Source organism: Celeribacter sp. SCSIO 80788, from assembly GCF_051054295.1.
In the GTDB taxonomy this organism is placed as follows: domain Bacteria; phylum Pseudomonadota; class Alphaproteobacteria; order Rhodobacterales; family Rhodobacteraceae; genus Celeribacter.
On the sequence record NZ_CP150482.1, the window covers coordinates 3249577 to 3273663 of the forward strand.

Annotated in this window: 24 protein-coding genes; 14 read left to right on the forward strand and 10 right to left on the reverse strand. The window is 61.7% G+C overall.

Going from position 1 to position 24087, the window contains the following annotated elements:
• Positions 1–52 precede the first annotated feature (52 nt).
• The 5 genes from plsY to V1471_RS16400 are packed head-to-tail and all read right to left on the reverse strand — an operon-like array spanning position 53 to position 3949.
• On the reverse strand, positions 53–646 hold the full coding sequence (plsY, locus tag V1471_RS16380) for a glycerol-3-phosphate 1-O-acyltransferase PlsY (RefSeq protein WP_434290127.1): 594 nt from the start codon (positions 644–646) through the stop codon (positions 53–55).
• A 45-nt stretch (positions 647–691) separates the two neighbouring features.
• Entirely contained in the window at positions 692–1957 is a 1266-nt protein-coding gene (gene pyrC, locus V1471_RS16385; protein WP_434290129.1) for a dihydroorotase, read from the reverse strand.
• A complete protein-coding gene (locus V1471_RS16390) occupies positions 1954–2469 on the reverse strand; it encodes an aspartate carbamoyltransferase catalytic subunit (protein ID WP_434290131.1) in 516 nt (171 codons plus the stop codon). Before V1471_RS16390 ends, pyrC begins: the two co-directional genes overlap by 4 nt.
• Positions 2466–2993 carry a hypothetical protein gene (locus tag V1471_RS16395; protein ID WP_434290132.1) on the reverse strand — a complete coding sequence of 176 codons (528 nt, stop codon included), beginning with the start codon at positions 2991–2993 and terminating at the stop codon, positions 2466–2468. Before V1471_RS16395 ends, V1471_RS16390 begins: the two co-directional genes overlap by 4 nt.
• On the reverse strand, positions 2990–3949 hold the full coding sequence (locus tag V1471_RS16400) for an aspartate carbamoyltransferase catalytic subunit (protein WP_434290134.1): 960 nt from the start codon (positions 3947–3949) through the stop codon (positions 2990–2992). Before V1471_RS16400 ends, V1471_RS16395 begins: the two co-directional genes overlap by 4 nt.
• A gap of 118 nt (positions 3950–4067) precedes the next feature.
• Between V1471_RS16400 and V1471_RS16405 the strand changes: the two genes are divergently transcribed.
• The 5 genes from V1471_RS16405 (at position 4068) to V1471_RS16425 (ending at position 11003) form a co-directional block, all read left to right on the forward strand.
• Positions 4068–4865, forward strand: a complete 798-nt coding sequence (locus tag V1471_RS16405; RefSeq protein WP_434290136.1) for a uracil-DNA glycosylase — start codon at positions 4068–4070, stop codon at positions 4863–4865.
• On the forward strand, positions 4862–5491 hold the full coding sequence (locus tag V1471_RS16410; protein WP_434290137.1) for a LysE family translocator: 630 nt from the start codon (positions 4862–4864) through the stop codon (positions 5489–5491). The genes V1471_RS16405 and V1471_RS16410 overlap by 4 nt, the downstream gene beginning before the upstream one ends.
• Positions 5488–6030, forward strand: a complete 543-nt coding sequence (gene moaB, locus V1471_RS16415; RefSeq protein WP_434290139.1) for a molybdenum cofactor biosynthesis protein B — start codon at positions 5488–5490, stop codon at positions 6028–6030. The genes V1471_RS16410 and moaB overlap by 4 nt, the downstream gene beginning before the upstream one ends.
• A gap of 132 nt (positions 6031–6162) precedes the next feature.
• Positions 6163–7620, forward strand: coding sequence for an efflux RND transporter periplasmic adaptor subunit (locus V1471_RS16420; protein WP_434290141.1), 1458 nt, complete (start codon positions 6163–6165; stop codon positions 7618–7620).
• A 5-nt stretch (positions 7621–7625) separates the two neighbouring features.
• Positions 7626–11003, forward strand: coding sequence for an efflux RND transporter permease subunit (locus V1471_RS16425; protein ID WP_434290143.1), 3378 nt, complete (start codon positions 7626–7628; stop codon positions 11001–11003).
• 13 nt (positions 11004–11016) lie between these two features.
• Here V1471_RS16425 and V1471_RS16430 read toward each other — a convergent pair whose 3' ends face one another.
• Complete coding sequence (locus tag V1471_RS16430; RefSeq protein WP_434290145.1) at positions 11017–11811, reverse strand: protein-disulfide reductase DsbD domain-containing protein; 795 nt, start codon at positions 11809–11811, stop codon at positions 11017–11019.
• Between the two features lie 164 nt (positions 11812–11975).
• Here V1471_RS16430 and V1471_RS16435 point away from each other — a divergent pair, with 164 nt between their 5' ends.
• From V1471_RS16435 to V1471_RS16460, 6 genes are all read left to right on the forward strand, one after another.
• Positions 11976–12545, forward strand: coding sequence for a YqgE/AlgH family protein (locus V1471_RS16435; RefSeq protein WP_434290146.1), 570 nt, complete (start codon positions 11976–11978; stop codon positions 12543–12545).
• Between the two features lie 87 nt (positions 12546–12632).
• A complete protein-coding gene (locus tag V1471_RS16440; RefSeq protein ID WP_434290148.1) occupies positions 12633–14342 on the forward strand; it encodes an acyl-CoA dehydrogenase in 1710 nt (569 codons plus the stop codon).
• Complete coding sequence (locus V1471_RS16445; RefSeq protein ID WP_434290150.1) at positions 14342–15373, forward strand: MBL fold metallo-hydrolase; 1032 nt, start codon at positions 14342–14344, stop codon at positions 15371–15373. Before V1471_RS16440 ends, V1471_RS16445 begins: the two co-directional genes overlap by 1 nt.
• Positions 15374–15376: 3 nt before the next feature.
• Positions 15377–15865, forward strand: a complete 489-nt coding sequence (locus V1471_RS16450) for a DUF6173 family protein (protein ID WP_434290152.1) — start codon at positions 15377–15379, stop codon at positions 15863–15865.
• Between the two features lie 56 nt (positions 15866–15921).
• Positions 15922–16056 (forward strand): aa3-type cytochrome c oxidase subunit IV, encoded by a 135-nt coding sequence (locus V1471_RS16455; RefSeq protein WP_434290154.1) that lies wholly within the window; start codon positions 15922–15924, stop codon positions 16054–16056.
• Between the two features lie 39 nt (positions 16057–16095).
• Positions 16096–16728, forward strand: coding sequence for a hypothetical protein (locus V1471_RS16460; RefSeq protein WP_434290156.1), 633 nt, complete (start codon positions 16096–16098; stop codon positions 16726–16728).
• 11 nt (positions 16729–16739) lie between these two features.
• Here the strand turns inward: V1471_RS16460 and V1471_RS16465 are convergent, their stop codons facing one another.
• The 4 genes from V1471_RS16465 to greA all read right to left on the reverse strand — a co-directional run bounded on the left by V1471_RS16465 (position 16740) and on the right by greA (position 19388).
• Positions 16740–17063 (reverse strand): AzlD domain-containing protein, encoded by a 324-nt coding sequence (locus tag V1471_RS16465; RefSeq protein WP_434290157.1) that lies wholly within the window; start codon positions 17061–17063, stop codon positions 16740–16742.
• The gene (locus tag V1471_RS16470; RefSeq protein WP_434290159.1) at positions 17060–17776 is read right to left on the reverse strand and encodes an AzlC family ABC transporter permease; all 717 of its coding nucleotides are present in this window, start codon (positions 17774–17776) and stop codon (positions 17060–17062) included. The genes V1471_RS16465 and V1471_RS16470 overlap by 4 nt, the downstream gene beginning before the upstream one ends.
• 109 nt (positions 17777–17885) lie before the next feature.
• Positions 17886–18890 carry a hypothetical protein gene (locus V1471_RS16475; RefSeq protein WP_434290161.1) on the reverse strand — a complete coding sequence of 335 codons (1005 nt, stop codon included), beginning with the start codon at positions 18888–18890 and terminating at the stop codon, positions 17886–17888.
• A gap of 27 nt (positions 18891–18917) precedes the next feature.
• Positions 18918–19388: a transcription elongation factor GreA gene (gene greA, locus V1471_RS16480; RefSeq protein ID WP_434290163.1), complete on the reverse strand. Its 471-nt coding sequence runs from the start codon at positions 19386–19388 to the stop codon at positions 18918–18920.
• A gap of 395 nt (positions 19389–19783) precedes the next feature.
• On the opposite strand from greA, the gene V1471_RS16485 reads away from it, so the two are divergent.
• From V1471_RS16485 to V1471_RS16495, 3 genes are all read left to right on the forward strand, one after another.
• On the forward strand, positions 19784–21436 hold the full coding sequence (locus V1471_RS16485) for an electron transfer flavoprotein-ubiquinone oxidoreductase (RefSeq protein WP_434290165.1): 1653 nt from the start codon (positions 19784–19786) through the stop codon (positions 21434–21436).
• A gap of 120 nt (positions 21437–21556) precedes the next feature.
• On the forward strand, positions 21557–23263 hold the full coding sequence (locus V1471_RS16490) for a tetratricopeptide repeat protein (protein ID WP_434290166.1): 1707 nt from the start codon (positions 21557–21559) through the stop codon (positions 23261–23263).
• On the forward strand, positions 23253–24083 hold the full coding sequence (locus V1471_RS16495; protein ID WP_434290167.1) for a 4-(cytidine 5'-diphospho)-2-C-methyl-D-erythritol kinase: 831 nt from the start codon (positions 23253–23255) through the stop codon (positions 24081–24083). Before V1471_RS16490 ends, V1471_RS16495 begins: the two co-directional genes overlap by 11 nt.
• Positions 24084–24087: the final 4 nt, after the last annotated feature.

Genomic DNA, 24087 nt, shown 5'->3' on the forward strand with positions numbered 1-24087 from the left:
TTGGCGCGGATTCGGGCGGGAATGCGGCGTCGATGGTGCGATTTCGGGAAGATCAGCCCTTCTGGCCGATCTTCGTTTCCGTTCCGGCCTTGAGCCGCGCGATGTTCTCGCGGTGTTTGTAGAAAATCAGCGCCGTCAGCACGAGTACGAGAAGCGCGCCGTGGAGGTGATAGAAAAACGCCGTATAGATCGGCGCCATCAGCGCCGCGACCAATGCCGAAAGGCTGGAATAGCGGGTGATCACCGCGACCAAAAGCCATGTGCCACAGGCCAAAAGCCCCGCCGGGAAGCTCAGCGCCAACAATGTGCCGAGGAAAGTCGCCACACCCTTGCCGCCTTTGAAACGCAGAAACACCGGGTAGAGGTGACCGAGCATCGCACAAAGCCCGGCGATCCCCGCCGCCTGTTCGCCCACAAGCACCCGCGCCAGAATGACCGCCAGCGCGCCTTTGCCGCTGTCGCCCAGAAGGGTGAGAAACGCGGCCAGTTTGTTGCCAGTGCGCAGAACATTCGTCGCGCCGATGTTGCCCGAGCCGATCTTGCGCAGATCGCCAAGGCCAAAGAGCCGCGCCATGACGATGCCAAAGGGGATCGAGCCGAGGAGATAGGCCAGAATGGCGGTAAAGATCAGCATCAGAAGCGTCATCAGGTTTTCCGTGGTTCAAATACTCAAATCGCGACAGCGGAAGGCTCAGCCCTCGAAGACCCGCATGCCATCGACCCAGGTGCCCCTCACCTTGCCTTGCATCTTGGCGCCGTCAAAGGGGGTATTTTTCGATTTCGATTTGAGCGTGAAGCGATCCATCACAAAAGGCGCATCCGGATCGAACAGCACGATATCGGCGGGCGCACCCTCCGAGAGCCGTCCGGCCTCAAGGCCCAGACGTTTCGCCGGATTGAGCGCCATGGCACGGAATATCTCCGGCAGGGTCAGTTGGCCTGCATGATAAAGCCGCATCGCAGCAGGCAGCAACGTTTCGAGTGCCACCGCCCCGGAGGCGGCTTCCTCAAACGGCAGGCGTTTGCTTTCCTCGTCCTGCGGTGTGTGCATCGAGGAGATCACGTCGATCAGCCCGGAGGCCACGGCCTCGACCATCGCGAGGCGGTCGTCCTCGGAGCGCAAAGGCGGTTTCACCTTGAAGAAGGTGCGGTAATTGCCGACGTCCAGCTCATTGAGCGTCAGGTGATGGATCGACACGCCTGCGGTGACGTCAAAGCCATTCTGTTTCGCCCGCTCCAGCGCCGGGAGCGCGCGGGCGGTGGTGATCTGGTCGAAATGATAGGAGACATTGGTCATCTCAATGAGCGCCAGATCGCGGTCGAGCCCCATGCGTTCGGCCATCGGCGACACGGCCGGAAGACCGCGCAGGGCGGCGAATTTGCCAGAGGTCGCAGCGGCCCCTTTCGACAGGCCCGGTTCCTGCGGATGGCCGATCACCAGCGCACCGGTGGATTTCGCATAGGTCAGAGCGCGTTGCAAAACCTTGGTGTCTTCGACCACATGGTCGCAATCGGTAAAAGCCACCGCACCCGCATCGCGCATAAAGCCGATCTCGACCATCTCGCGCCCTTCGCGCCCTTTGGTCAGTGCCGACATGTGTTTGACCTTGACCACCGCGTCAGACGCCGCGCGGCGTTGGACAAATTCCAGAACCTCGGGGCTGTCGATGGCGTTCATCGTATCCGGGCGGGTGATCATCGTCGTGACCCCGCCCGCCGCCGCCGCGCGCCCTGCTGAGGCAAAGCTTTCCTTATGCCGCTCACCCGGTTCGGACACCTTGACGCCTAGATCGACGATCCCCGGCGCAAGACAAAGGCCCCCGCAGTCAATGCTCTCGCCCATCGGCGGCTTGCCTGTGCCGCGCTCGGCAATCATCGGGCCTTCGACACGAAGCCAGCCGATCTCATCGGTCATCGCCTCGGGGTCGATCAGTCGGGCATTGGTGAAAATGGTCATACTGAGCCTTTCTGGATGTCACGGATCAGCCCGTAGACGGAGCGGGCGTCGTGAATAAGCGAAAACGAGGGCGTGCTGTCGAACCGGTCTCCGACGATCGGTTCGGCGCGCCCGCGAAACAGGATGGTGCCGGGGTCTTCGCCGTCGAACTCGACGCCCAGCGAGGGGCGCAGATCGAGCGCCAAAAGGGTTTTGCCGGCGAATGGCAGGTCATTGGCGAAAAAGGCGCGGCGGGTGGTGAGCGAAAACCAAGTGCGCCGGGCGATGAACGGTCCGATCAGCAGCGGCGCGAAGGCGATCAAAAGCCCGGCGATGAAATGGATCAGACCGAACAGCCAGAAATCGCCGGAGCGAAAGGCCATGATCATCCAGAACAGCGCGAAGGCGGCAAAGATCACGCCGAAAAACGCGAAGGGCAGGGCGGGGCCGCGCCATTGAATACGCAGATCCGGCTGGCCCTGCCAGAGCACCCGCTCATTGGGGAACAGGATATCGCCCCAGCCCTCGGTCATCCGCCGATCCAGACAAAAGCTGCGACGAAAAGCGCGAGGAAGATCAAAACGACGGTGGCCACCATGCCGGACATGCGCGCGGCGGATTTCGGCGGTTTGCCTTGCGGGAGCTGGCCCTTGGCGCTTTCCGTTTCGATGCCAACAACTGGCGGCAGATCGATGGGCATGCCATAGCGGCCGATCAGCGCAAAAGGCGGCTCCGGCGACAGGCGGGTGTCCTTGTCATCAAGGCCGGTCGAATAGAGCATCACAACAACGCCCGTGAGCGCATCGAGCTTGGCCGCGTCGTCGCCAATGTCAAACCCGCTTGCTTCGCCGAGATAGCGGGCAAAGCCATAGCCCTTCATCGCCGCCAGATCGAACCATTCAACGGCGGCGGTGTCGGGCGGGGTCCAGAGGCCCAAAGCCTCGGCGAAACTCGCAGACGAGATCAGCTCGGTGTTCAAATCCGCCACCGGCCCGTCATAGGACAGGACCCAGACATACCGTCCGCCGGTTTTGGGAATGTCCTGTGGTTCGTTCAAACCATGACCCCTTTATCGGCCTCGCGCGATGCCCTCAGGTTCTGGGCCAGCAAATCCATCGCCGCCATGCGCACGGCAACACCCATTTCAACCTGTTCCTGAATGACCGAGCGGTTGATGTCATCGGCGATGGTGCCGTCGATCTCGACGCCGCGGTTCATGGGGCCGGGGTGCATGACGATGGCGTCGGGTTTCGCGTGCGCCAGTTTCTCGGCGTCCAACCCGTAGCGATAGAAATACTCTCGCTCAGAGGGGATAAATCCGCCGTCCATCCGCTCTTTCTGAAGCCGGAGCATCATCACCACATCGACGTCTTTGAGCCCCTCGGCCATGTCGTCGTAAATCTCACAGCCAAATTCGCGGAACTGCTGCGGCACCAAAGTGGGCGGGCCGACAAGGCGCACGCGGTTTTCCATCTTGCCCAGAAGGATGAGGTTCGAGCGCGCGACACGGGAGTGGGTGACATCGCCGCAAATCGCAATGTTCAGCCGATGCAGCCGCCCCTTGGCGCGTCGGATCGTCAGAGCGTCGAGCAAAGCCTGCGTCGGGTGTTCGTGTTTGCCGTCGCCCGCGTTCAGCACGGCGCAATTGACCTTTTGCGACAAAAGATCGACCGCCCCGGAATGCGGGTGCCGGACCACCAAAAGATCGGGATGCATGGCGTTGAGCGTCAGGGCGGTATCAATCAGGGTCTCGCCCTTTTTGATTGAGCTGGCCTGCATCGACATGTTCATCACATCCGCGCCAAGCCGTTTGCCCGCAAGTTCGAAAGACGACTGCGTGCGCGTCGAGTTCTCGAAGAACATGTTGATCTGGGTGAGACCCTTGAGCGCGTCGGCGTGTTTTTCCGACTGCCGGTTGAGATCGACATAGCGTTCGGCCACGTCGAGCACGGTGGTGATCTCTTCGGGGTGAAGCGGCTCGATCCCCAAAAGGTGTTTTTGCCGGAATGCCATGGTGCCCCCTTCTGGTATCTTCGCCCTGCTTATAGAAAGCTGTGCGGGAGCGGGCAATGCGCGTTATCGGCCTCACGAGTGATTTACCTCTGCGACACGGCCCTGTAGCTTGGCCGCCATGGAGACTCAGATCGACTATTGGCAAGCGCATGCGCTTTTGGAGTGGCAGGTGGACCTCGGCGTGACCGAGGCCATTATGGATGCGCCGGTCAATCGCTATGAGTTGCCCGATCATGCCGCGAAACCGGCGAAGGCGCAGGCGGACACACAGGTGCCTGTCGATCAGGGGCCGAAACCGTCGCGTTCGGACGAGGGCGTTGAGGTGGCCGCTCAGCTCGCCAAATCGGCCCGCTCTTTGGAAGAGCTGCGCGATGCGCTTGCCGGTTTCGACTATTGCGATCTGAAACGCGGTGCGCGCAATCTGGTGTTCTCGGATGGCAATCCGAAGGCGCGTGTGATGATCGTCGGTGAAGCGCCGGGGCGGGACGAGGACATTCAGGGAAAACCCTTTGTCGGGCGTTCCGGGCAGCTTTTGGACAAGATGTTCGCGGCCATCGGCATGGATCGCCAATCACCCGACAGCGAACATGCGCTCTACATCACCAATCCGATCCCATGGCGCCCGCCGGAAAATCGCGATCCGACACCGGCCGAGATCGCCATGCTGAAACCGTTTCTCATCCGCCATATCGAACTGGCCGATCCCGATGTGATCGTTCTGATGGGCAATTGGGCCTGTACGGCGCTTCTGGGACGTGCGGGCATCACGCGGCTTCGGGGCCATTGGCAGACGGTGCTGGGCAAGCCCGCCATGCCGATGACGCACCCGGCCTATCTCTTGCGTACTCCGATTGCGAAACGCGAGGCCTGGGCCGATCTGCTGGAAATTCAGGCCCGTCTCAGAGGGGCGTCATGATCGTCGATCCCCTGACGCTGGCCGCGTTCCTCCCCGCCGCTCTGGCGCTCAATCTGACGCCGGGAGCGGATATGATGTTTTGTCTGGCGCAAGGGCTGAAAGGCAATCGCCGGGCCGCCGTTGCGGCAAGTGCCGGTGTGTCCGCCGGTGTGATGCTCAATATCGTTCTGGCGGGTCTCGGCCTTGGGGCCTTGGTCGCGGCCAGCCCGAATCTTTTCGCAACAATCCGCTGGATTGGGGTCGCATATCTCGTGTGGCTGGCAATCCGAACCCTGCGCAGCCCGCATGAACTCGGGGCCTCCGGCAAAGCGATGAAATCCCCCGCCCGCGCCTTTCGTGAAGGCTTTCTGGTGAATGTGTCCAATCCCAAGGTGATCCTCTTCATCCTCGCCTTCATCCCGCAATTCGTCGACCCGGCGCGCGGCAGCGTCCTCGGCCAGTTCCTGATCTTCGGCTCGGTGATTTCTATCGGCGGGTTTGTCATCAACGCCGCCGTTGGCTGGTTTGCCGTGGGCTTGGGCGGCGTTTTGGTGCGCAGCCAGCGCACTGAGCGCCTGTTACGCTATCTTTCCGCATCCGTTTTCGGACTGCTCGCCCTGAAACTCGCCACGGAGCGCCACGCATGAGCCGCATTGACGAAAGCCTCGATTTCATCCCCGTCCGCATCGCCGTGCTGACCGTGTCCGACACGCGCACCCTTGCCGATGATAAATCCGGGGATACTCTGGTCAAGATGATCGAAGAGGCGGGGCACAAGCTCGCAGATCGCAAAATCGTCACCGACGACCGCTCGCTGATCCGCGACACGCTTCAGGCCTGGATCGACGACAAGGACGTTGATGTGGTGATCTCCACGGGCGGCACCGGGCTCACGGGGCGCGATGTCACCGTTGAGGCGCATCGCGACGTCTACGAGAAAGAGATCGACGCTTTCGGCACGGTCTTCACCATTGTGTCCATGCAGAAAATCGGCACCTCTGCAATCCAGTCGCGGGCCACCGGCGGCGTTGCGGGCGGCACCTATCTTTTCGCACTTCCGGGCTCTACGGGGGCCTGCAAAGATGCGTGGAACGAGATTTTGAAATTCCAGCTCGATTACCGCCATCGCCCCTGCAATTTCGTGGAAATTTTCCCCCGCCTCGAAGAGCACAAGCGTCGCAAGTGACCAACAATGCCGTGAGGTGACAAAAAAGCGCGTCGGGTTTTCAAATTCCCGCCGTATGATGAGCATTCATCCGTGCGACGGCTTCGTCCGCTCTCTCGAAACACAGCCAGGCCAGCCAAAGGGTTTCCCTGAATGCGATTCCTCCGCCGTTCCCTGACCGGACTTTTCCTCACTGCCGCCACCATCGCCCTGCTCGCAGGCGCTGGCTATAAGGTCAGTTCCGCCCTGAAAGAGCGCCGCGCCGCCGAGGCCACGCCGCCGCAGGCCCGCGAGCGGCAGTTTGCCGTCAATGTCACGCAGGTGACGCCGGAGCGGATTGTTCCCGTTCTGACAAGCTATGGCGAGGTTGCGGCGCGTCGGAGCCTCGAATTGCGGGCACCCGCCGCCGGGCGGATCGTGACGCTTTCGGAGGCTTTCGAGGAAGGCGGTGCGGTCAAGGCCGGGGATGTGATCCTGAAAATCGACACGGCGGATGCCGAGGCGGCGGTGCGCGTCTCTGAGGCCGATCTTCTGGAGGCTGAGGCCGATCTGCGCGATGCCGAGCGCGCGAAGGACATTGCGACCGACGATCTTGCCGCCGCTCAGGCGCAGCTCGACCTGCGCAAGGCGGCGCGTGATCGGCAGCAGGGGCTGTTCGATCGCGGGGTTGGCTCTGCCGCCTCGCTCGAAGACGCGGCGCTCTCGCATGCGGCGGCGGAGCAGTCGGTATTGGCCAAGCGACAGTCGCTTGCCGATAAGGAAGCTGCTGTGGACAGCGCGAAAACCGCGGTGCTCCGGGCGGAAATTGCGCTCGATGAGGTTAAACGCGCGCTGAACGACATGACCGTCACGGCGGCGTTCGACGGCGTGTTGAGCGAAGTCTCCGGCGCTTTGGGGACGCTTTTGAGCGGCAACGAACAATTCGCGATCCTGATTGCACCGGAGGAACTGGAAGTCGCCTTCCGCATCTCCACCGAACAATACGCCCGTCTGGTTCAAGATCGTGGCGCGCTGCCTCAGATGGAGGTCACCGTGACGCTCGATGTGGCGGGGCTTGCGCTTTCGGCCAGGGGCAAAGTGGTGCGTGAAAGCGCCGCCGTGGCCGCGGGACAGAGCGGACGCACGCTCTATGCGCGGCTCGAGGATGCGCCGGGGTTCCGGCCCGGCGATTTCGTCACGGTCCAGCTTGAGGAACCGGAGCTTTCCGCAGTGGCGCTTGTGCCTGCGACCGCCGTGGCGGGCAACGAAACCGTTCTGGCCGTGACGGATCAAAGCCGCCTCGAAGAGATCGCGGTTCCGGTGCTGCGGCGTCAGGGCGATCATGTGATCATCGGCGCAGAGGGGCTCTCGGGCCGTCAGATCGTGGCCGAACGCACCCCGCTTTTGGGCGCGGGCATCCGGGTTAAGGTCAATGGCGCGGAAACCTCCGGCGCAGAGGCGGGCGTGGAGATGGTCTCCTTGAGCGAGGAACGTCGTGCGGCGCTCGTGGCCTTCGTGTCGAACAATACGAAAATGCCGGAAGAGATGCGCACGCGCGTGCTCGAACAGCTCGCGGCCGAAAAAGTGCCCGTCGATCTTTTGGAGCGGCTTGAGCAACGGATGGGGAGCTAAGCCCCATGAGCGCGCGCGATATGATCAACGCCAAGGGGCTTCTGTCCTATTTTACCCGCCACCGGACAGCGGCGAACCTTGTGCTTGTGCTGCTTCTGGCGGCCGGGCTTGGGGCCCTGCCGAAGATGCGGTCGCAATTCTTTCCGGACGTGGTGGTCGATACCGTGCGGGTTTCCGTCGCCTGGGAGGGCGCGGGGCCGGAGGATGTCGACAGCGCCATTGTGCAACTGCTCGAACCGACTCTGATCGCGGTCGAGGGGGTGCTGGAAAGCAGCGCGACCTCGATCGAGGGGCGAGGCAACATCACGCTCGAATTTGAACCCGGTTGGGACATCCAGCGCGCCGCCGACGATGTGAACGCGGCCCTCGACACAGTGACCGATCTGCCCGAAGGCGCGGACGATCCTGTGGTGCAATGGGGCGGCTGGACCGACAGCGTGACGGATGTTGCGATCACGGGGCCTGTGGGGCTCGATCAACTGGCGCGGTTTGCCGACGAGTTGGTGGCCCGGCTTTTCACCAAAGGTGTGACGCGGACCACGATTTCCGGGGTCGCAGCGCCCGAAACCATTGTCGAAGTGCCGACGCTGAACCTGATCGAACACGACATTTCCATGGCAGAGATCGCCAGCGCGATTGCCGCCGAGGCGGACACCAGCCCCGCGGGCAGCGTCGGGTCCGGCGGCGCACGGGTGCGCGCGGGCGTGGAAAAACGCGGTGCGGCGGATATCGCGGGGATCGTGCTGCGGACCAATGACGACGGCTCGAAACTGACCATCGGCGATGTGGCGCAGATCCGTGTCGAGGGCGTGGATCGTAACGAGGCGTTTTTCGTCGGTGACAACCCGGCGGTCTCTGTTCAGGTGGCGCGCTCCGATCTTGGCGATGCCATCGGAATTCAGGGGATTGTCGAAGATGTCACCGCCGAAATGGCGCGGAGCCTGCCCGAAGGGGTGAGCCTCGATCTCTATCGCACGCGCGCCGAAGCGATCAAAGCGCGGCTCGATCTTTTGCTGTCGAACGGGGCGATGGGGCTGGGGCTTGTGCTGGCGCTTCTGTTCCTGTTCCTCAATGCCCGCACCGCAATCTGGGTTGCGGCGGGGATTCCGGTTGCGATGCTCTCGGCGATTGCGCTGATGTATGCCGCCGGGATCACGATCAATATGATCTCGCTCTTTGCCCTGATCATCACGCTGGGCATCGTGGTCGATGACGCCATCGTTGTCGGCGAACATGCCGATTTCCGGGTCCGGCGGCTGGGCGAGACTGCCGTTGAGGCCTCGGAAAATGCTGCGCGGCGGATGTTCGCGCCGGTGTTTTCCTCGACCATCACGACGATCATCGCCTTTCTCGGGCTGACCGCCATTTCCGGTCGGTTCGGCGACATGATTTCGGACATTCCCTTTACCGTCATCGTGGTTCTGATCGCCTCGCTGATGGAATGTTTCATCATCCTGCCCAATCACTTGAGCCATTCCCTTGCCTCGCACGCGAAAACCCATTGGTACGACTGGCCCTCTCGGCAGGTCGACAAGGGGTTTCGGGTGTTCCGCGAGCGTCTGTTCCGGCCGGTCGTGACGTGGTCGATCCGGCTGCGCTATCCGGTGGTGGCCGCGGGCATCCTGCTTTTGATGATCCAGATTTCGCTGCTGATCTCGGGGCAGGTGCAATGGCGTTTTTTCAACTCGCCCGAGCAGCCTGTGATCAGCGGCAATATCGCCATGGCGCCAACCGCGGTGCGCAGCGATACTTTGGCGATGTTGCATGAATTGCAGCGGGCGACCGATGTGGTTGCCGCGCGGTATGAAGAAAAATACGGCACGAACCCGCTGGCCTATGCTGTCGCTCAGATCGGATCGAACGCCGGGCGTGGCTTGTCGGGAACGAGCAGCAAGGAAGATTATCAACTGGGCGGCATCACCATCGAGCTGATCGACGCCGATCTGCGGCCCTATTCTTCCGTGGCTTTTGTCACGGAGCTTCAGGAAGAGGTGGTCAATCATCCTCTTGCCGAAACCGTGTCGTTCCGGCAAGGGCGGTTCGGACCGGGAGGCGATGCCATCGACGTCGACCTGTACGGCGCGGATTCGGAAACGCTCAAGGCTGCGGCAGAGGCACTCAAGGCGCGGCTCGGGCAGTTCACGGAAGTCTCGGCGCTGGAGGACAATCTGTCCTACGACAAGGAAGAGATGGTCCTCGAACTGACGCCACAGGGCGAGGCGCTTGGTTTCAACATCAACGATCTGGGCAGCGTCCTGACCCATCGGCTCGGTGGCATCGAGGCGGCGACCTATCCTTCGGGCATCCGAACGGCGACGATCCAGGTGGAGATTCCCGAACAGGAACTGACCGCCGATTTCCTGAGCCGGACCCAGATGCGTACGGCCTCAGGCGCCTATGTGCCGCTGTCGGACATCGTGACGGTGACCCGCACGACGGGGTTCTCGACCATCCGGCGGGAAAACGGTTTGCGGATCATTTCAATCACCGGCGACATGAATCAGGACAACGCCGCGCGCGCCGACGAAATTCAGGACGAGATCACCAATGAAATCTTGCCGGGGATCGACGAAACCTTCGGCGTGACCCATCGCATTTCCGGCCTCTCGGAGCAGGAAAACCAATTCCTTTCCGATGCGTTTCTGGGCCTCTCCGGCGTTCTCCTTGGCATCTATTTGACGCTTGCGTGGATTTTTTCGAGCTGGACGCGCCCCGTGGTGGTCATGTCGGTCATTCCCTTCGGGTTGATCGGGGCGATCCATGGCCATGCGATCTGGGATGTGCCGCTGTCGATGTTCTCCGTCGTGGGGCTCATCGGGATGACCGGGATCATCATCAACGACTCGATCGTTCTGGTGTCGACCGTGGACGAATATGCCCATGAGCGCGGCTTGGTCCCGGCGATGATCGACGCGGCGGTGGACCGGTTGCGGCCTGTGATGCTCACAACGCTCACGACCGTTCTGGGCCTTGCGCCTCTGCTCTACGAGACCTCTTCGGACGCGCAATTCCTGAAGCCGACAGTGATCACGCTGGCCTATGGTCTGGGGTTTGGCATGGTGATCGTTCTGGTAATGGTGCCTGCCATTCTGGCGATGCAGCTCGATGTCGGACGTCAGGTCGCCGCCTTCCGACGTGGCCTGCGCCATCCCAAACGCAGCGGTGTGGTAGGCAAGGTCCTGATCGGGGCAAGTGCGTTTGCCGTACTGTGGTTCGCGCTGACACTCGGCCCTGTGGTCCTGCCCGGCATGCTGCCCGCGCTCTTTGGCGTCACGGGATTTGCCGCCGCACTCGGGCTGTTTCTGCTGGGGCTCGTGGTGGTGTTCTCGGCGATCTATGCGGTGCTGGCCATTGCATCACATCGCCAACAGGAGGCCGCATGAGGCCGCCGCGGCATCAGTTCCCGGAACAGCCCTGCGCCTCATAGGCGGTGCCATTGCCGATCACGGTGATGGTCAGTTGCGAGCGGTCGATGAAGAAGGGCTGGGCATCCGCAGGAACGAGATCGCTCTCGACCTGGACCTTGCCGCCCGTCCGCGCGAGTTCCGCTTCGGAGACCCAGACGGAGCGGTCGGGGTGTTCGATCACCGCCACCTCGTAGGGTCCGAGCTCCGGGACGGACATGTCGACGGACACGCGCATGCCGTCGGAGATCGGCGCCGCCTTGCAGGTGGCGGTGATGACGCGTTTCGGCTGATCGGCGAGAGCGCTTTCGATCTCGGCGCGCGCACCGTTCGGCCCCTCAGGTGTGAGTGTCGCATCGAGTGTAGCCTGAAGCGGCATGCAGATGTCCTTGCACACGCCAAGATCCATTGTGCCCGACAGGCGAATGTCGCCATCCCCCTCGGGGATCAGCTCGACCGGCAGGATCAGCTCGTGCTCATAGCCCAGATACCACATGCCGTTCTCGGAAAAGAGTTCGGGCACTGGCCAATGCAAATCCATCCGGGCAAGGTTCTCGGACCCGCTTAGTTCGAATGACGGCGGAATGCCGGTCTCGCCGGGCGTGCGCCAGTAGGTATGCCAGCCCGGGGCAAGTTGTACCCGGATCGCGGCCATGCGGTGACCGTTGTCCATTTGCCAGCCGGGCAGAATATCGATCCGGGCCATATCCGTCGGGTCCTGCGCAACGGCAGGGGCGGTCAGGCCAAGGAAGAGGGCGGAGGCGAGGGGGGCGAGAGATCGGATCATGTGCCCGATATAGGCAGGCAATGGCGTTTCGCAAACTCACATTTGGACGACCCATATGTGATCGCGGTTCTGTGTTGCCGCAGGAGCGCGAATGCGGGGGTGAAATCGCCGCTTTTGTCATGCGAAGCCTTGCACCCCGGCGCGTCATGCGGTGAGGTGGGGTTATGAAAGCTCAATCGTCTGACCTCACCGGCAAACTTCTCATCGCGATGCCCGGCATCGGCGATCCGCGTTTCGATGGCGCGGTGGTGTTCATGTGCGCCCATTCCGAAGACGGCGCCATGGGGCTGATGATCAATAAGGTGTCGCAAGACATTTCTGTCTCCGATGTGTTCTCGCAGCTGGAGATTCGCGTCACCCCGGACATGCGTCCCCTGCCAGTGCATTTCGGTGGGCCGGTCGAGGTGGGGCGGGGCTTCGTGTTGCACAGCACCGATTACGATGCCGATCACGCTTCGATGGATGTGGGGCCGGGCTATGCCATGACCGCCTCGCGCGAGATCCTTCGCGACATGGCCCGCGGCACCGGACCCGCCGAGCGGATTTTGTGCCTTGGCTATGCCGGTTGGGGGCCCGGGCAGCTTGAGGGCGAAATCGGGCAGAACGGCTGGCTCAGTTGCGATGCGACGACTGAGATCGTGTTCCATACGCCCGATGCGCAAAAATGGCAGGCCGCACTTTTGTCTCTGGGCGTGAGCCCGGCGCTTTTGTCGGCAGATGCCGGACGGGCGTGACGCAGCGTTCGGGTTGGGCGGCCGATCCGGCTTCGCTACTCTGAGGCCCAAGTTGCAGAGCCTTCTGCGCCTGAGGAGGAAACAGCCATGACCTATCGCGCCCCGGTTTCGGATTATCAGTTCATTCTCGACCAGATCGTCGATTTTTCGGCCGTGCTCGAGAGTGCGGCCTTCGAGGACATCGATGCGGAGACGGTTGCGGCGATCCTCGAAGAAGCCGGTAAGCTTGCGAGCGATGTGGTCGCGCCGCTGAATCGTGGTAGCGATCTGACGCCCGGCAATCTGGTGGACGGTGTGGTCAAAACCTCTCCGGGGTTCGCCTCAGCCCATGGTCAGATCGCGGAGGGCGGATGGATCGGCATGCTGGCGCAACCGGAAAACGGTGGGATGGGTCTGCCTCTGAGCGTGGCGACGGCAATCAACGAGATGATGTCGGGCGGCTGCCTGTCGCTTTCGCTGCAACCGCTGATGACACAGGGGCAGATCGAGGCGCTGGAGCATCACGCCTCCGACGCAATCAAGGCGCTGTACATCCCGAAACTCATCTCCGGCGAATGGACCGGGACGATGAACCTGACGGAATCTTGCGCCGGATCGGATGTCGGCGCGTTGCGCACCAAGGCGGAGCGCAACGGCGACGGCACTTATGCGATCACCGGTCAGAAGATTTTCATCACTTGGGGCGACAACGATTTTTCCGACAACGTCTGCCACCTCGTGCTTGCGCGCCTGCCCGACGGGGTGCCGGGGACGAAAGGCATCTCGCTTTTCATGGTGCCGAAATTCCTCCCGGATGCGGATGGCAATCCGGGCGTCCGTAATGGCGTGAAGGTCGTGAGCCTCGAACACAAGCTGGGTATTCATGGCTCTCCGACCTGTGTCATGGAGTATGAGGGCGCGACGGGCTGGCTTGTGGGCGCAGAGCATCAGGGCATGAAATGCATGTTCACCATGATGAACAACGCGCGCCTTGGGGTGGGCGTTCAGGGCGTTGGCGTTGCCGAAGCCGCAACGCAAAAGGCGCTCGCCTATGCGCAGGACCGCGTTCAGGGCCGATCCCCCATCGGGACGGAAAACGGGGCTATTATCGACCATGCCGATGTGCGCCGGATGCTGGCCCATATGCGCGCCGATACGTTTACTGCGCGGGCGATTGCGCTGGCCTGCGGTGTGGCGCTCGATCTCGGGCGCACAGATCCGGAGCAACAGGCGCGCGGCGCCTTCCTCATTCCGATCGCCAAGGCGTTTTCCACCGACATCGGGCATGAGGTTGCCCAGCTGGGCGTGCAGGTGCATGGCGGTATGGGCTATATCGAGGAAACCGGTGCGGCACAGTATGCCCGCGATGCCCGGATCACTTCGATCTACGAGGGTACGAACGGCATTCAGGCGATGGATTTCGTCGGGCGCAAATTGATGGACGGCGGCGAGGCCGGGTTTGCCATTCTCGATGAGATCGAAAGCTTTGCCGAAGCTGCGCGCGCGACCCTGCCGAAACGGGCGATTGCCGTCTGGAACGCGGCGGAAACTCTGCGCGAAGGCATGGAGGCGATGCTCGCCCTGCCGATGAATGATCGGTTCGCGGGCGCGGTCCCCTTCCTGCGCGCTTTTGCCCGAGTTCTGGGCGGGCATTATCACCTCAAGGCGGCGATTGCCGAAGGCGGCGAGGGGCCGCGTTCGCGCCTTGCAGCTTTCTACATCAAACGTATGCTGCCGGAACACGCGGCCCTGCTGGCGCAGGTGCGTCTTGGGGCCGCGGATATTTACGCTTTGAGCCCAGAGGACTTATCCGCCTGATGACTGCACCGATCCGCACGCCCTTCGAGCCCCCCGAGACCGGGGGCGTGGTGGAGATCGCCGAGGGTGTTCTTTGGACGCGGATGCCTTTGCCGGTGCCTCTGGCGCATGTGAATGTCTATGCTTTCGACGGGGGTGACGGTTGGACCATCGTCGATACGGGTGTCGATACGGGGAAGTCTCGCGCGCTCTGGCAGGCGCTGATCGACGGGCTGATGGGTGGCAAACCGATCCGTCGGGTGATCGTGACGCATCACCATCTCGATCACGTTGGCCTTGCCGGGTGGTTCGTGACGGAGCATGGCGCGGAGCTTGTGACAACGCGGACCTCTTACCTGATGGCGCGGATGTTGCAGCTCGATGTGCAGGAGGCGCCGACGCCGGAGATGCTGGCCTTTTGGCGCTCCTGCGGCATGAGCCCGGAGATCTACGAGAAACGCCTGACCGAACGCCCGTTTAACACCGCCGATGCGGTGCATCCTTTGCCCTTGGGCTATACGCGGATCGTCGACGGGCAGGAGATCGAGATCGGCGGGCGGCTTTGGACCGTGCGCACCGGTGACGGCCATGCGCCGGAGCACGCGACGTTTTGGTCCGGCGACGGGGAACTGGTGATCGGAGGCGATCAGCTTCTGGGCTCGATCTCTCCCAATCTCGGGGTTTCCGCCACCGAACCGATGGCCGATCCGGTGGGCGATTGGCTGCGGTCCTGCGAAAAATTCGTGCCGCATGCCCGTGACAGTCAGTTGATCCTGACCGGGCACAAACTGCCCTACACCGGGCTGCCCGCTCGGCTCCGGCATCTGATCGACAATCATCGCCACGCGCTCGAACGCTTGCGTGAGGTGCTGCATGAACCGCGCACCGCCTGCGACTGTTTCGACGTGCTGTTCAAGCGGTCGATCAAGGAAGGCGAATACGGGCTCGCGATGGTCGAAGCCATGGCGCATTGCCGTCATCTCGAGCGGCGCGGTCTTATCACTGGACGAGAGCGGGAGGATGGTGCGATCCTGTGGCAAACAGGAGAGTGAGACATGTCCCAGGGGGATCAGATCCGCACCACCGCCGAGGCGCATGAAGAGGCCGCCCTGCCACAGGCTCGGGTGGCCCATGCCGACCCCGACGCCTGCACGGCCGAACAGAAACCTCTGCCCGAAGCGGTGGCACGCAAGCCGCTCGAGGAGAAAAGCCCCGCGGAATGGGCCTATGAGCGCCTCATTCTCTATATCCAGAATTTCGAGGAACAGCTCGACAGCGAGCATGAGATCGCCATGGGCTTTGCCGGTTCCGACACCGGGGTGCTCCGGATCGAGGGCATCGGCTTTTTCGACCCGGATATCGTGACGTTTTACGGGATGGACGAGGAGGGGACCAAGACCCAGCTCATTCAACACGTTACTCAGCTCAACGTCATGTTGCAGGCCATGCCGAAACAGACGGAGGACGCGACGCCTGCGCGGATCGGCTTTCGTCTTGTCGCCGATCTGGAACAAGAGCTGAACGGAAAGCGCACCGACGGGTGACAGGCGATGACGAGTCATCTACCGTGGCGGAAGGCATATAAGGGAGGAACCGCAGAATGTCTGAGCACAAGCATGGGGATATGGATATTTCCGTTCAGGAGAAAACCTTTGACGGTTTTGTGAAATGGGCCACCTGGGTCGCGGGTGTATCCGTTTTTGTTTTGATCATCCTCGCGGTTTTCAATAGTTAAGCCCCGTAAACGTTTCACAAAGGACCGGAGCCCCAAATCGTGTCGTTTCTGTATCGAGCCGTCGGGCTCCTGTCCCTTCTTGTGCTGACCGCTTGCGGGGCGGCCGAACCGAAATGGGCGCCTGACGCCGAGGTGGCGCGGTCGCATTACGTGCATGGTGCACCTTATCAACTGACGCTCTTCACCGTGATCAGCAATCGCACCGGCGGCGGCGGGCACAGCGCGCTGATGGTCAATGCCCCGTCCGAGCGGGTGATCTTCGATCCGGCCGGGACGTTTTATCACCCGCATCTGCCGGAGCGAAACGATGTGCATTACGGCATGTCCGACGCAGCGGTAGATTTCTACATCGACTATCACGCTCGCATCACCTGGCATGTGGTGGAACAGACCATCACGGTGAGCCCAGAGGTCGCGACACTGGCGCTGGCCAAGGTTCAGTCTTACGGTGCCGTGCCAAAGGCGATGTGTGCCACCAGTGTGTCGAGCATTCTCGGCGATCTGCCGGGCTTTGAGAAAGCACCGCGGACCATGTCACCAAAGAAGCTTATGCAATGGTTTGGGGAGCAGCCGGGCGTGACGGAAAAAGTCATATACGACGACAGCCCCGATGAAAACGGTCAGCTGATCCAAGCTCCGCCGCTGCTTCTTCATCACAGCGGGAGTTCCTAAGCGAAAGGGCGTTACCCGATCACCGCGCCGAGGCCAAAGAACAAGCCAAGTCCGGTGATGATCGCCCAAAGCACGTTTTTCGTCCAGATGCCGACGATGATCGTCGCGGCCGCGCAGAACAGACGCAGCGGGTCCGTGTCTGCCTTCGCCCCTAAAAGCATAGGCGCGACCACAGCGGGCAGAACCGCGACGGGTGTATAGCGCAACAGGCGCAACAGCCATGCGGGCAGGGGGCGGTCGCCGACGAGGCCGAGGAAAGAAAACCGGATCAGGAAGGTGCCGATGGCCAGTCCGACGATGATGATCCAGATTTGCGTTGTGCTCGCTTCGATCATGCCGCGGCCTTTCTTTTTTCCATCCAAATCTCAACCTGCGCGCCCACAACCAATGCTGCGGCGGCAGCCACCAAAAGCCCGGTGCCATAGGGCATAAAGCCAAGGATCAACACCAGAACCACGGAGGTCAGCGCCGAGGCAAGATGCGCCAGCGTCTTGAGCATCGGGGCGACCACGGCCAGAAAGGTCACAGGCACAGCGAAATCGACACCGATGTCGGTCGGGATCTTATCGCCCAGAAGCGCGCCGGTCAGCGTTAGTGCGTACCAAGCAATGGCAATCGGGATCGCCGCGCCGAAGAAATACCCAAGTTTTTCGGAGAGGCTCAGGTCCGGCTCTTTCTCGAATTTGATCGTCGAGAGCGCGTAGGGCTGATCGTAGAGCATGTAGGAGGCGAAGGCGCGGGTCAAAAGCGAGGATTTGCCGAGATGCGGCGTGATCGACGCCGAATACATCCCCATCCGCAGATTGACCGCCAGCGCCGTGGCCAGAACGATCAGCGTTGGGGCGTTGTCGGACATCAGTTGCAGCGCGGCAAGCTGGGCCGAGCCCGCGATCACGAGGATCGAAAACCCCATGACCTCGACGACATTCAGCCCCGCCTGCGTGGCAATCGCGCCAAAGATCGCGGCAAAGGGCCAGATCACAATGTGAAACGGCAGGCCGTCCTTGGCACCTTTGAGAAATTGCTGGGAGGCGGGAGAAAGAGACATGCGCGGGGCCTTGGAATTTCGAACCGCACCAGCCTAGGGGATCGGGTGGCGCGGACCAATTGCGATTTGTGAAAACGGGTTATGCGGAAGCGGACAGCGCCGCCACGCCTCAGTCGAAGGTGCCGGTCACACGGCCCAGCAACATGAAGCCGCGCGCGGTGCGCGTGTCTGTGAGAGCTGCGATTTCCTCGTCAGTGGCGGATTGCTCGAACTCGGCAAAGGTCTTGTCGAATTTGCGCAGGAAATGGTGAACGGCATCGCGGAAAATCGCGTCCTGTTTCATGCGGGCAGAGGCCAGCGCCAGAGAGGAGCGGTCGCGCACGCCCCCCAGAGGGGCGACGGAATGGCCGCGCTCGCCCTTGGCGAACCGGCGCCAGACCTCGGGCTTGGCGCGGTCGGGGCGCAGGTCGTCCATGTAGATGCCGTCCTGCGACAGAAGCGTGAGCACGTCCTGTGCGGCATGGATGAGCTGGCTGACCTTGCGATCCGAGAGTGCACGGCGCAGCGCCCGGAAGCCTTCCTTGTCGTCGGCGGTTTCGGGAAAATTCATCGCCTTGATGAAATCCGCGACCGACAGCGGCGGGGCGAGGCTTTCCGAGGGCGTGCCGAGCGCAAGGCTTGCCTGTTCCTCGATCAGCGCAGGGGCCGGGATCGCCAGCTTGTCCTCGGGCGGGGTCTGGCCCGGACGGATCGAGGTAAACATCGCCAGCGTCGCATCTGTCTTGCGTTGGGCCGCTGCGATCTCTTCGAGCTTTTTCTCGACCGTGGCGTTCGACGTGCCGCCGCCTTGGCCAGAGAGGTAGGACTGACGCATGGCGGAAATCGCGGCCTGAAGGCGGCGGCTTTCCTCGCGCATCGTGCGAGAGGCACGCACCGCCAGAGCGCCCACCCAGATCATCGCAATCGGCATGAAAATCGCGATCAGCATCATGACGAAGCGGATCGAATCGAAATCGTTCGACCCGGTGCCGAGGATCATGAAATACCCAGCCGTCATCGCCAGCCACAGCAAGGATAGCACCGCCGCGATCATCTCGGTCGCGGTGATCTTGGGCTCTTCCTCAGGGCGCTGATAGACGCCAAGCTCGACTTTTTTGGGACCTTCGGTTGCCAAAGGGATCTCCTCGATCGCGTTTACAAATCAGATATACGCGATCTTGAGGATTTCGTAGGACTTTTCGCCCCCCGGCGTGCGGACTTCCACACTGTCGCCTTCGTCCTTGCCGATCAGGGCGCGGGCGAGCGGGGATTTGATGTTCAGAAGACCGCGCTCGATGTCGGCTTCGTGCTCGCCCACGATCTGAAAGGTCTTTTCCTCATCGGTATCTTCGTCGACGATGGTCACAGTGGCCGAAAATTTCACCGCGCCCGACAGGGTTTTCGGGTCGATCACATCGGTCAGCGACAGGATGCCTTCAAGCTCCTTGATGCGGCCTTCGATGAAGCTCTGCTTCTCACGCGCCGAATGGTATTCGGCATTCTCCGAGAGATCGCCAAGCTCGCGGGCTTCGGCAATGGCCTGAATGATCGCCGGACGTTCGACGGATTTCAGGGTTTTCAACTCGTCGTTCAGCGCGGTGTAGCCCGCGCGGGTCATGAGGATTTTTTCCATCAGGGCACTCATCTGCACGAAAAAAGCACTACGGGGCCGTTTAGGCTCCGGGTGCTTTCGGATTTGGTCATTGTCGGACTACCTGACCCGGAATGCCGGTGGAATGCAAGAGCCGGCACACATTATCTCCTGTGTCAGAGCTCCTGAACCTGACGCATTACGGAAAGGGGCAGTCTATCGTGCGGTCATCTTTGACCTCACGGCCAATACGGTTTGGACGTCGTTCGTTGACGGCATGGCTCCGTCTCGGGGGCTACCGCTTTATGCAGCGTTGCGGCGATTTTGGCGCAACAAAGCCCAACAGACGCAACGAAAAACCGCATCTCAAATTGACCCTGCCCTCGCTTAACGGTTAGGTAAGCGCTGGAGAGCCGCCTGAGCCAGGGAGAAATTTTATGTCGAATATCGAGCGTGAGGCGATGGAATATGATGTTGTGATCGTGGGAGCAGGGCCTGCTGGCCTGTCTGCCGCGATCCGGCTCAAGCAGTTGGACGAGAACCTGAGCGTTGTCGTTCTGGAAAAGGGCTCTGAAGTGGGCGCACATATCCTGTCGGGCGCGGTGCTTGATCCGGTGGGGATTGATGCGTTGATCCCGGATTGGAAAGAGCGTGGCGCGCCAATCACCACTGAGGTGAAAGAGGATCATTTCCACGTTCTGGGCGAAGCCGGGTCGATCCGCATTCCGAATTTCCCGCTGCCGCCTTTCATGTCAAACCATGGCAAATACATCGTCTCGATGGGCAATGTCTGCCGCTGGATGGCGGAGCAGGCCGAGGAGCTTGGCGTCGAGATTTTCCCCGGTATGGCGTGCTCTGAGCTGATTTATGGCGACAAGGGCGAGGTCAAAGGCGTGGTCGCGGGCGTCTTCGGGCTTGAGGCCGACGGCTCGATCGGGCCGGACACCGAGCCGGGGATGGAGCTGCATGGCAAGTATGTTTTGATCTCCGAAGGCGTGCGCGGGTCTCTGGCGAAAGAGATCATCGCGAAATATGACCTGCAAAAAGGCCGCGACGTTCAGAAGTTCGGCCTTGGCATGAAAGAGATCTGGGAGATTGATCCCGAGAAGCATCGCGAAGGCAAGGTTTGGCACTCTATGGGCTGGCCGCTGGGTTCGAATGCGGGCGGGGGCGGGTTCGTCTACCACGCGGAAAACAATCAGCTTTATCTCGGCTTCGTGGTGCACCTGAACTACGAAAACCCGTATCTCTTCCCCTACATGGAATTCCAGCGCTTCAAACAGCACCCGCTGGTGAAAGAGCTTTTGGAGGGCGGCAAACGCGTGGCTTACGGTGCGCGGGCGATCTCCGAGGGCGGTTATCAGTCGATGCCGAAAGCTGCCTTCCCGGGCGGTGCTTTGCTGGGCTGTTCGGTCGGCCTCGTCAACGTGCCGCGGATCAAGGGCAACCATAACGCGATGCTCTCGGGCAAGGCGGCGGCGGAGCATGCCTTTGCGGCGATCAAAGAGGGGCGCTCGGGCGATGTGCTTGAGAGCTACGAGACCGAGCTGCGCGAGGGCGCGGTTGGCAAGGACCTGAAACGTGTGCGCAACGTCAAACCGTTGTGGTCGAAGTTCGGCCTTGCGGCGTCGCTGGCGCTTGGTGGGTTCGACATGTGGACCAACCACCTGTTTGGTGTGTCGCTGTTTGGAACGGTGAAACATGGCAAAACCGACGCGCAATCGACGGGCAAGGCGGCCAAGTTCAAGCCGATCGACTATCCGAAACCTGATGGTGTGATCTCGTTCGATCGGTTGACCAACGTGTCTTTCGCGGCGACGAACCATGAGGAAAGCCAGCCCTGCCACCTGAAACTGGCAGACCCGCAGGTCGCGATTGACGTGGATTACAAGGAATTCGGCGGCCCGTCGCAGCGCTATTGCCCAGCGGGGGTGTACGAATACCTGACGCCGGAAGGCGAGGCGCCGAAATTCGTGGTGAACTTCCAGAACTGCGTTCATTGCAAGACCTGCGACATCAAGGAAGCCAGCCAGAACATCACCTGGACCGTACCGCAGGGCGGCGATGGGCCGAACTATCCGAACATGTAAGTGTCTCACGGCAACGTGTTTTCAAAGATCGGGACGGGGGCCAAGCGGGCCCCCGTTTGCATTGCGGCGGTCGGGTTTGGACGATAGGCTCGCCGGGATGAACCACAAGGGAGACGACAGGTGACAAACCGCGCCGGCCGCATGATTTCTGCCCTCACCGCTGTAGGGCTTTTGTTTGGAAGCGTGGCCCTGCCATCTCCTGTTCTCGCCGATGCAGGCTCCTATCTGGCCGCGCGTCAGGCGACGATGGATCGCACCTTCCCGGTGCTTGCCGAATATGCCACGCGGGCGCTGGCGGGCGATACGGATAATCCGGTACTGCTCGAATCCGTGATCTCCTCGCGGATTTCCATGGGCGATTTCGATGCGGTGAAAGGCTATGCCAGCCTGTTGAAACAGATCGAACCCGAGAACCAGATTGCGGCGATGGCAAATCTGACGCTTTTGGTGCGCGATGGCGATTACGAAGGTCTGGTGGCTGCGCTCGAAGGCGGGGAGAGCATCAGCTCTGTCGTCGATGGGCTCATGTTGGCTTGGGCCCATGTCGGTCTGGGCGATATGTCCGGCGCACTCGACCTGTTCGATCAGGGCTCCGGTATGGGGCAGGGCTTCGAGAATTTCGGCGCATATAACAAGGGTCTCGCTCTCGCACTGGTCGGCGATTACGAAGGTGCGCTTGTGACCCTGTCGCAGCCGAATATGCCGCAAAGCCGGTTTTCCGTGATCGCGCAGATGGAAATTCTCAGCCAGCTCGAGCGCAATGACGAGGCTCTGGCGCTTCTGAATGACAGTTTCGGCGAGGGGCCACTGGACCTCGAACTGGAACATCTGCGTGAGGCGTTTACGGCGGGCGACGCCGTGCCTTTCGATGTGGTGCACAGTGCGCGTGACGGCATTGCGGATGTATTCTTCGCCGTGGCTTCCGCGCTCGATGGTGGGCTGGACGACGCTTATACGCTGCTTTACGCTCGGATCGCCGAGGCGCTGCGCCCGGAGGAGGCGAGCTATGTTTTGAGCGTGGCGACGCTTTTGGAACGGCTGGAGAATTACGACCTCGCGAACCAGGCACTGGATCGGATTCCGGCGGATGATCCGGCCTTCCCGATTGCGAGCCTCGCCCGGGCCGAAGCGCTCCGCTCCTCGGGCAGCACCGAGGCGTCGCTCGAGGTTTTGCGGCAACTGGCGAAATCCCATCCGGAGTTGGACGAGGCTCACACAGCTCTGGGCGATGCGCTGCGGCGTCAGGAGGATTACGCAGAGGCGGTGAAAGCCTATTCCGTCGTGATCGACCGTCACCAACCGCCGACCCGCGGGCAATGGCCGCTCTATTTCACTCGCGGTACGGCTTATGAACGGATGGGGGAATGGGACAAGGCGGAGGCGGATCTGCGGCAGGCTCTGGCGCTGGAACCGGATCAGCCGCGTGTGCTGAACTATCTCGGATATTCCTATCTCGAGATGAAAACCAATCTCGACGAGGCCATGGAGATGATCCGTAAGGCTGTCGAAGAGCGCCCGGAAGACGGCTATATCACCGACAGTCTGGCCTGGGGTCTCTATCGCCTGCGGCGTTACGACGAGGCGGTGGAGCCGATGGAGCGCGCGGTCGAGTTGATGCCGGTCGATCCGATCATCAACGATCACCTGGGCGATGTTTACTGGGCCGTTGGGCGCGAGCGAGAGGCGCGGTTCCAGTGGCAACGGGCGCTGTCCTTCGAACCCGAGGATGACGAGGCTAGCCGCATTCGCAAGAAACTCGACATCGGTCTCGACAAGGTTCTGATCGAAGAGGGCGAAGAACCGACGCGGGGCGGGAATGACGGTTAAGGTCTTTGCGCCCGCCAAGATCAACCTGAGCCTGCATGTCACCGGACAGCGGGAAGATGGCTATCACCTGCTCGACAGTCTGGTGGCCTTTGTCGATCTCGGCGATCAGGTCACGGCCAGCCCGGCGTCGCACTCGGCGCTGAGCGTCACCGGGCCCTTTGCCGAAGGTGTGCCGACGGACGGTAGCAATCTTGTCCTCAAGGCGGCGGAGTGTGCGGACTTTTCGATGTCCCTGACGCTCGATAAACACCTGCCACCCGCCTCCGGGATCGGTGGCGGGTCTGCCGATGCGGCGGCCACGCTGCGCGCGGCGGCGCGTCTTGGGGCGGTGCCTGTCTCGGCAGAGCGTTCGCTTGCGCTCGGGGCCGATGTGCCAGTTTGTCTGCGCGCAAAACCGATGCGGATGCGCGGGATCGGGGATGTGCTGGAGCCGGTGACAATGCCGGCGTTGCACATGGTGCTGGTGAATCCAAAGGTCGAGGTGTCGACGCCAGAGGTGTTCCGGCGACTTGAGCGCAAAGACAATCTGGCGATGCCGGATATTCTGCCGCGCTGGCCGGATACACTGGCCTTCGTCGATTGGTTGTCGACCCAGCGCAACGATCTTGAGAAACCTGCGGTGAAACTCGTGCCCGAAGTGGCGGCGGCTCTGGCGGCGCTGGCCCTGACGCCCGGCGCGCTCATGGTGCGGATGTCCGGCTCCGGTGCGACCTGTTTCGGGCTTTTCGCGGATCGCTATGCGGCGGATGTGGCGGCGTTGCAGCTGGCCGAAGGCAACCCGTGGTGGTGGGTCAAATCCGCCAGCACATTGCCGGGATAAGTGC

What these genes read in the sequence shown, in the direction of transcription:
- V1471_RS16425 (WP_434290143.1), top strand. Translation starts at nt 7,626, where the DNA reads ATGAGCGCGCGCGATATGATCAACGCCAAGGGGCTTCTGTCCTATTTT.
- V1471_RS16455 (WP_434290154.1), top strand. Translation starts at nt 15,922, where the DNA reads ATGTCTGAGCACAAGCATGGGGATATGGATATTTCCGTTCAGGAGAAA.
- V1471_RS16450 (WP_434290152.1), top strand. Translation starts at nt 15,377, where the DNA reads ATGTCCCAGGGGGATCAGATCCGCACCACCGCCGAGGCGCATGAAGAG.
- V1471_RS16390 (WP_434290131.1), bottom strand. Translation starts at nt 2,469, where the DNA reads ATGACCGAGGGCTGGGGCGATATCCTGTTCCCCAATGAGCGGGTGCTC.
- V1471_RS16435 (WP_434290146.1), top strand. Translation starts at nt 11,976, where the DNA reads ATGAAAGCTCAATCGTCTGACCTCACCGGCAAACTTCTCATCGCGATG.
- plsY (WP_434290127.1), bottom strand. Translation starts at nt 646, where the DNA reads ATGACGCTTCTGATGCTGATCTTTACCGCCATTCTGGCCTATCTCCTC.
- pyrC (WP_434290129.1), bottom strand. Translation starts at nt 1,957, where the DNA reads ATGACCATTTTCACCAATGCCCGACTGATCGACCCCGAGGCGATGACC.
- V1471_RS16400 (WP_434290134.1), bottom strand. Translation starts at nt 3,949, where the DNA reads ATGGCATTCCGGCAAAAACACCTTTTGGGGATCGAGCCGCTTCACCCC.
- V1471_RS16430 (WP_434290145.1), bottom strand. Translation starts at nt 11,811, where the DNA reads ATGATCCGATCTCTCGCCCCCCTCGCCTCCGCCCTCTTCCTTGGCCTG.
- moaB (WP_434290139.1), top strand. Translation starts at nt 5,488, where the DNA reads ATGAGCCGCATTGACGAAAGCCTCGATTTCATCCCCGTCCGCATCGCC.
- V1471_RS16495 (WP_434290167.1), top strand. Translation starts at nt 23,253, where the DNA reads ATGACGGTTAAGGTCTTTGCGCCCGCCAAGATCAACCTGAGCCTGCAT.
- V1471_RS16470 (WP_434290159.1), bottom strand. Translation starts at nt 17,776, where the DNA reads ATGTCTCTTTCTCCCGCCTCCCAGCAATTTCTCAAAGGTGCCAAGGAC.
- greA (WP_434290163.1), bottom strand. Translation starts at nt 19,388, where the DNA reads ATGGAAAAAATCCTCATGACCCGCGCGGGCTACACCGCGCTGAACGAC.
- V1471_RS16485 (WP_434290165.1), top strand. Translation starts at nt 19,784, where the DNA reads ATGTCGAATATCGAGCGTGAGGCGATGGAATATGATGTTGTGATCGTG.
- V1471_RS16445 (WP_434290150.1), top strand. Translation starts at nt 14,342, where the DNA reads ATGACTGCACCGATCCGCACGCCCTTCGAGCCCCCCGAGACCGGGGGC.
- V1471_RS16440 (WP_434290148.1), top strand. Translation starts at nt 12,633, where the DNA reads ATGACCTATCGCGCCCCGGTTTCGGATTATCAGTTCATTCTCGACCAG.
- V1471_RS16420 (WP_434290141.1), top strand. Translation starts at nt 6,163, where the DNA reads ATGCGATTCCTCCGCCGTTCCCTGACCGGACTTTTCCTCACTGCCGCC.
- V1471_RS16465 (WP_434290157.1), bottom strand. Translation starts at nt 17,063, where the DNA reads ATGATCGAAGCGAGCACAACGCAAATCTGGATCATCATCGTCGGACTG.
- V1471_RS16405 (WP_434290136.1), top strand. Translation starts at nt 4,068, where the DNA reads ATGGAGACTCAGATCGACTATTGGCAAGCGCATGCGCTTTTGGAGTGG.
- V1471_RS16410 (WP_434290137.1), top strand. Translation starts at nt 4,862, where the DNA reads ATGATCGTCGATCCCCTGACGCTGGCCGCGTTCCTCCCCGCCGCTCTG.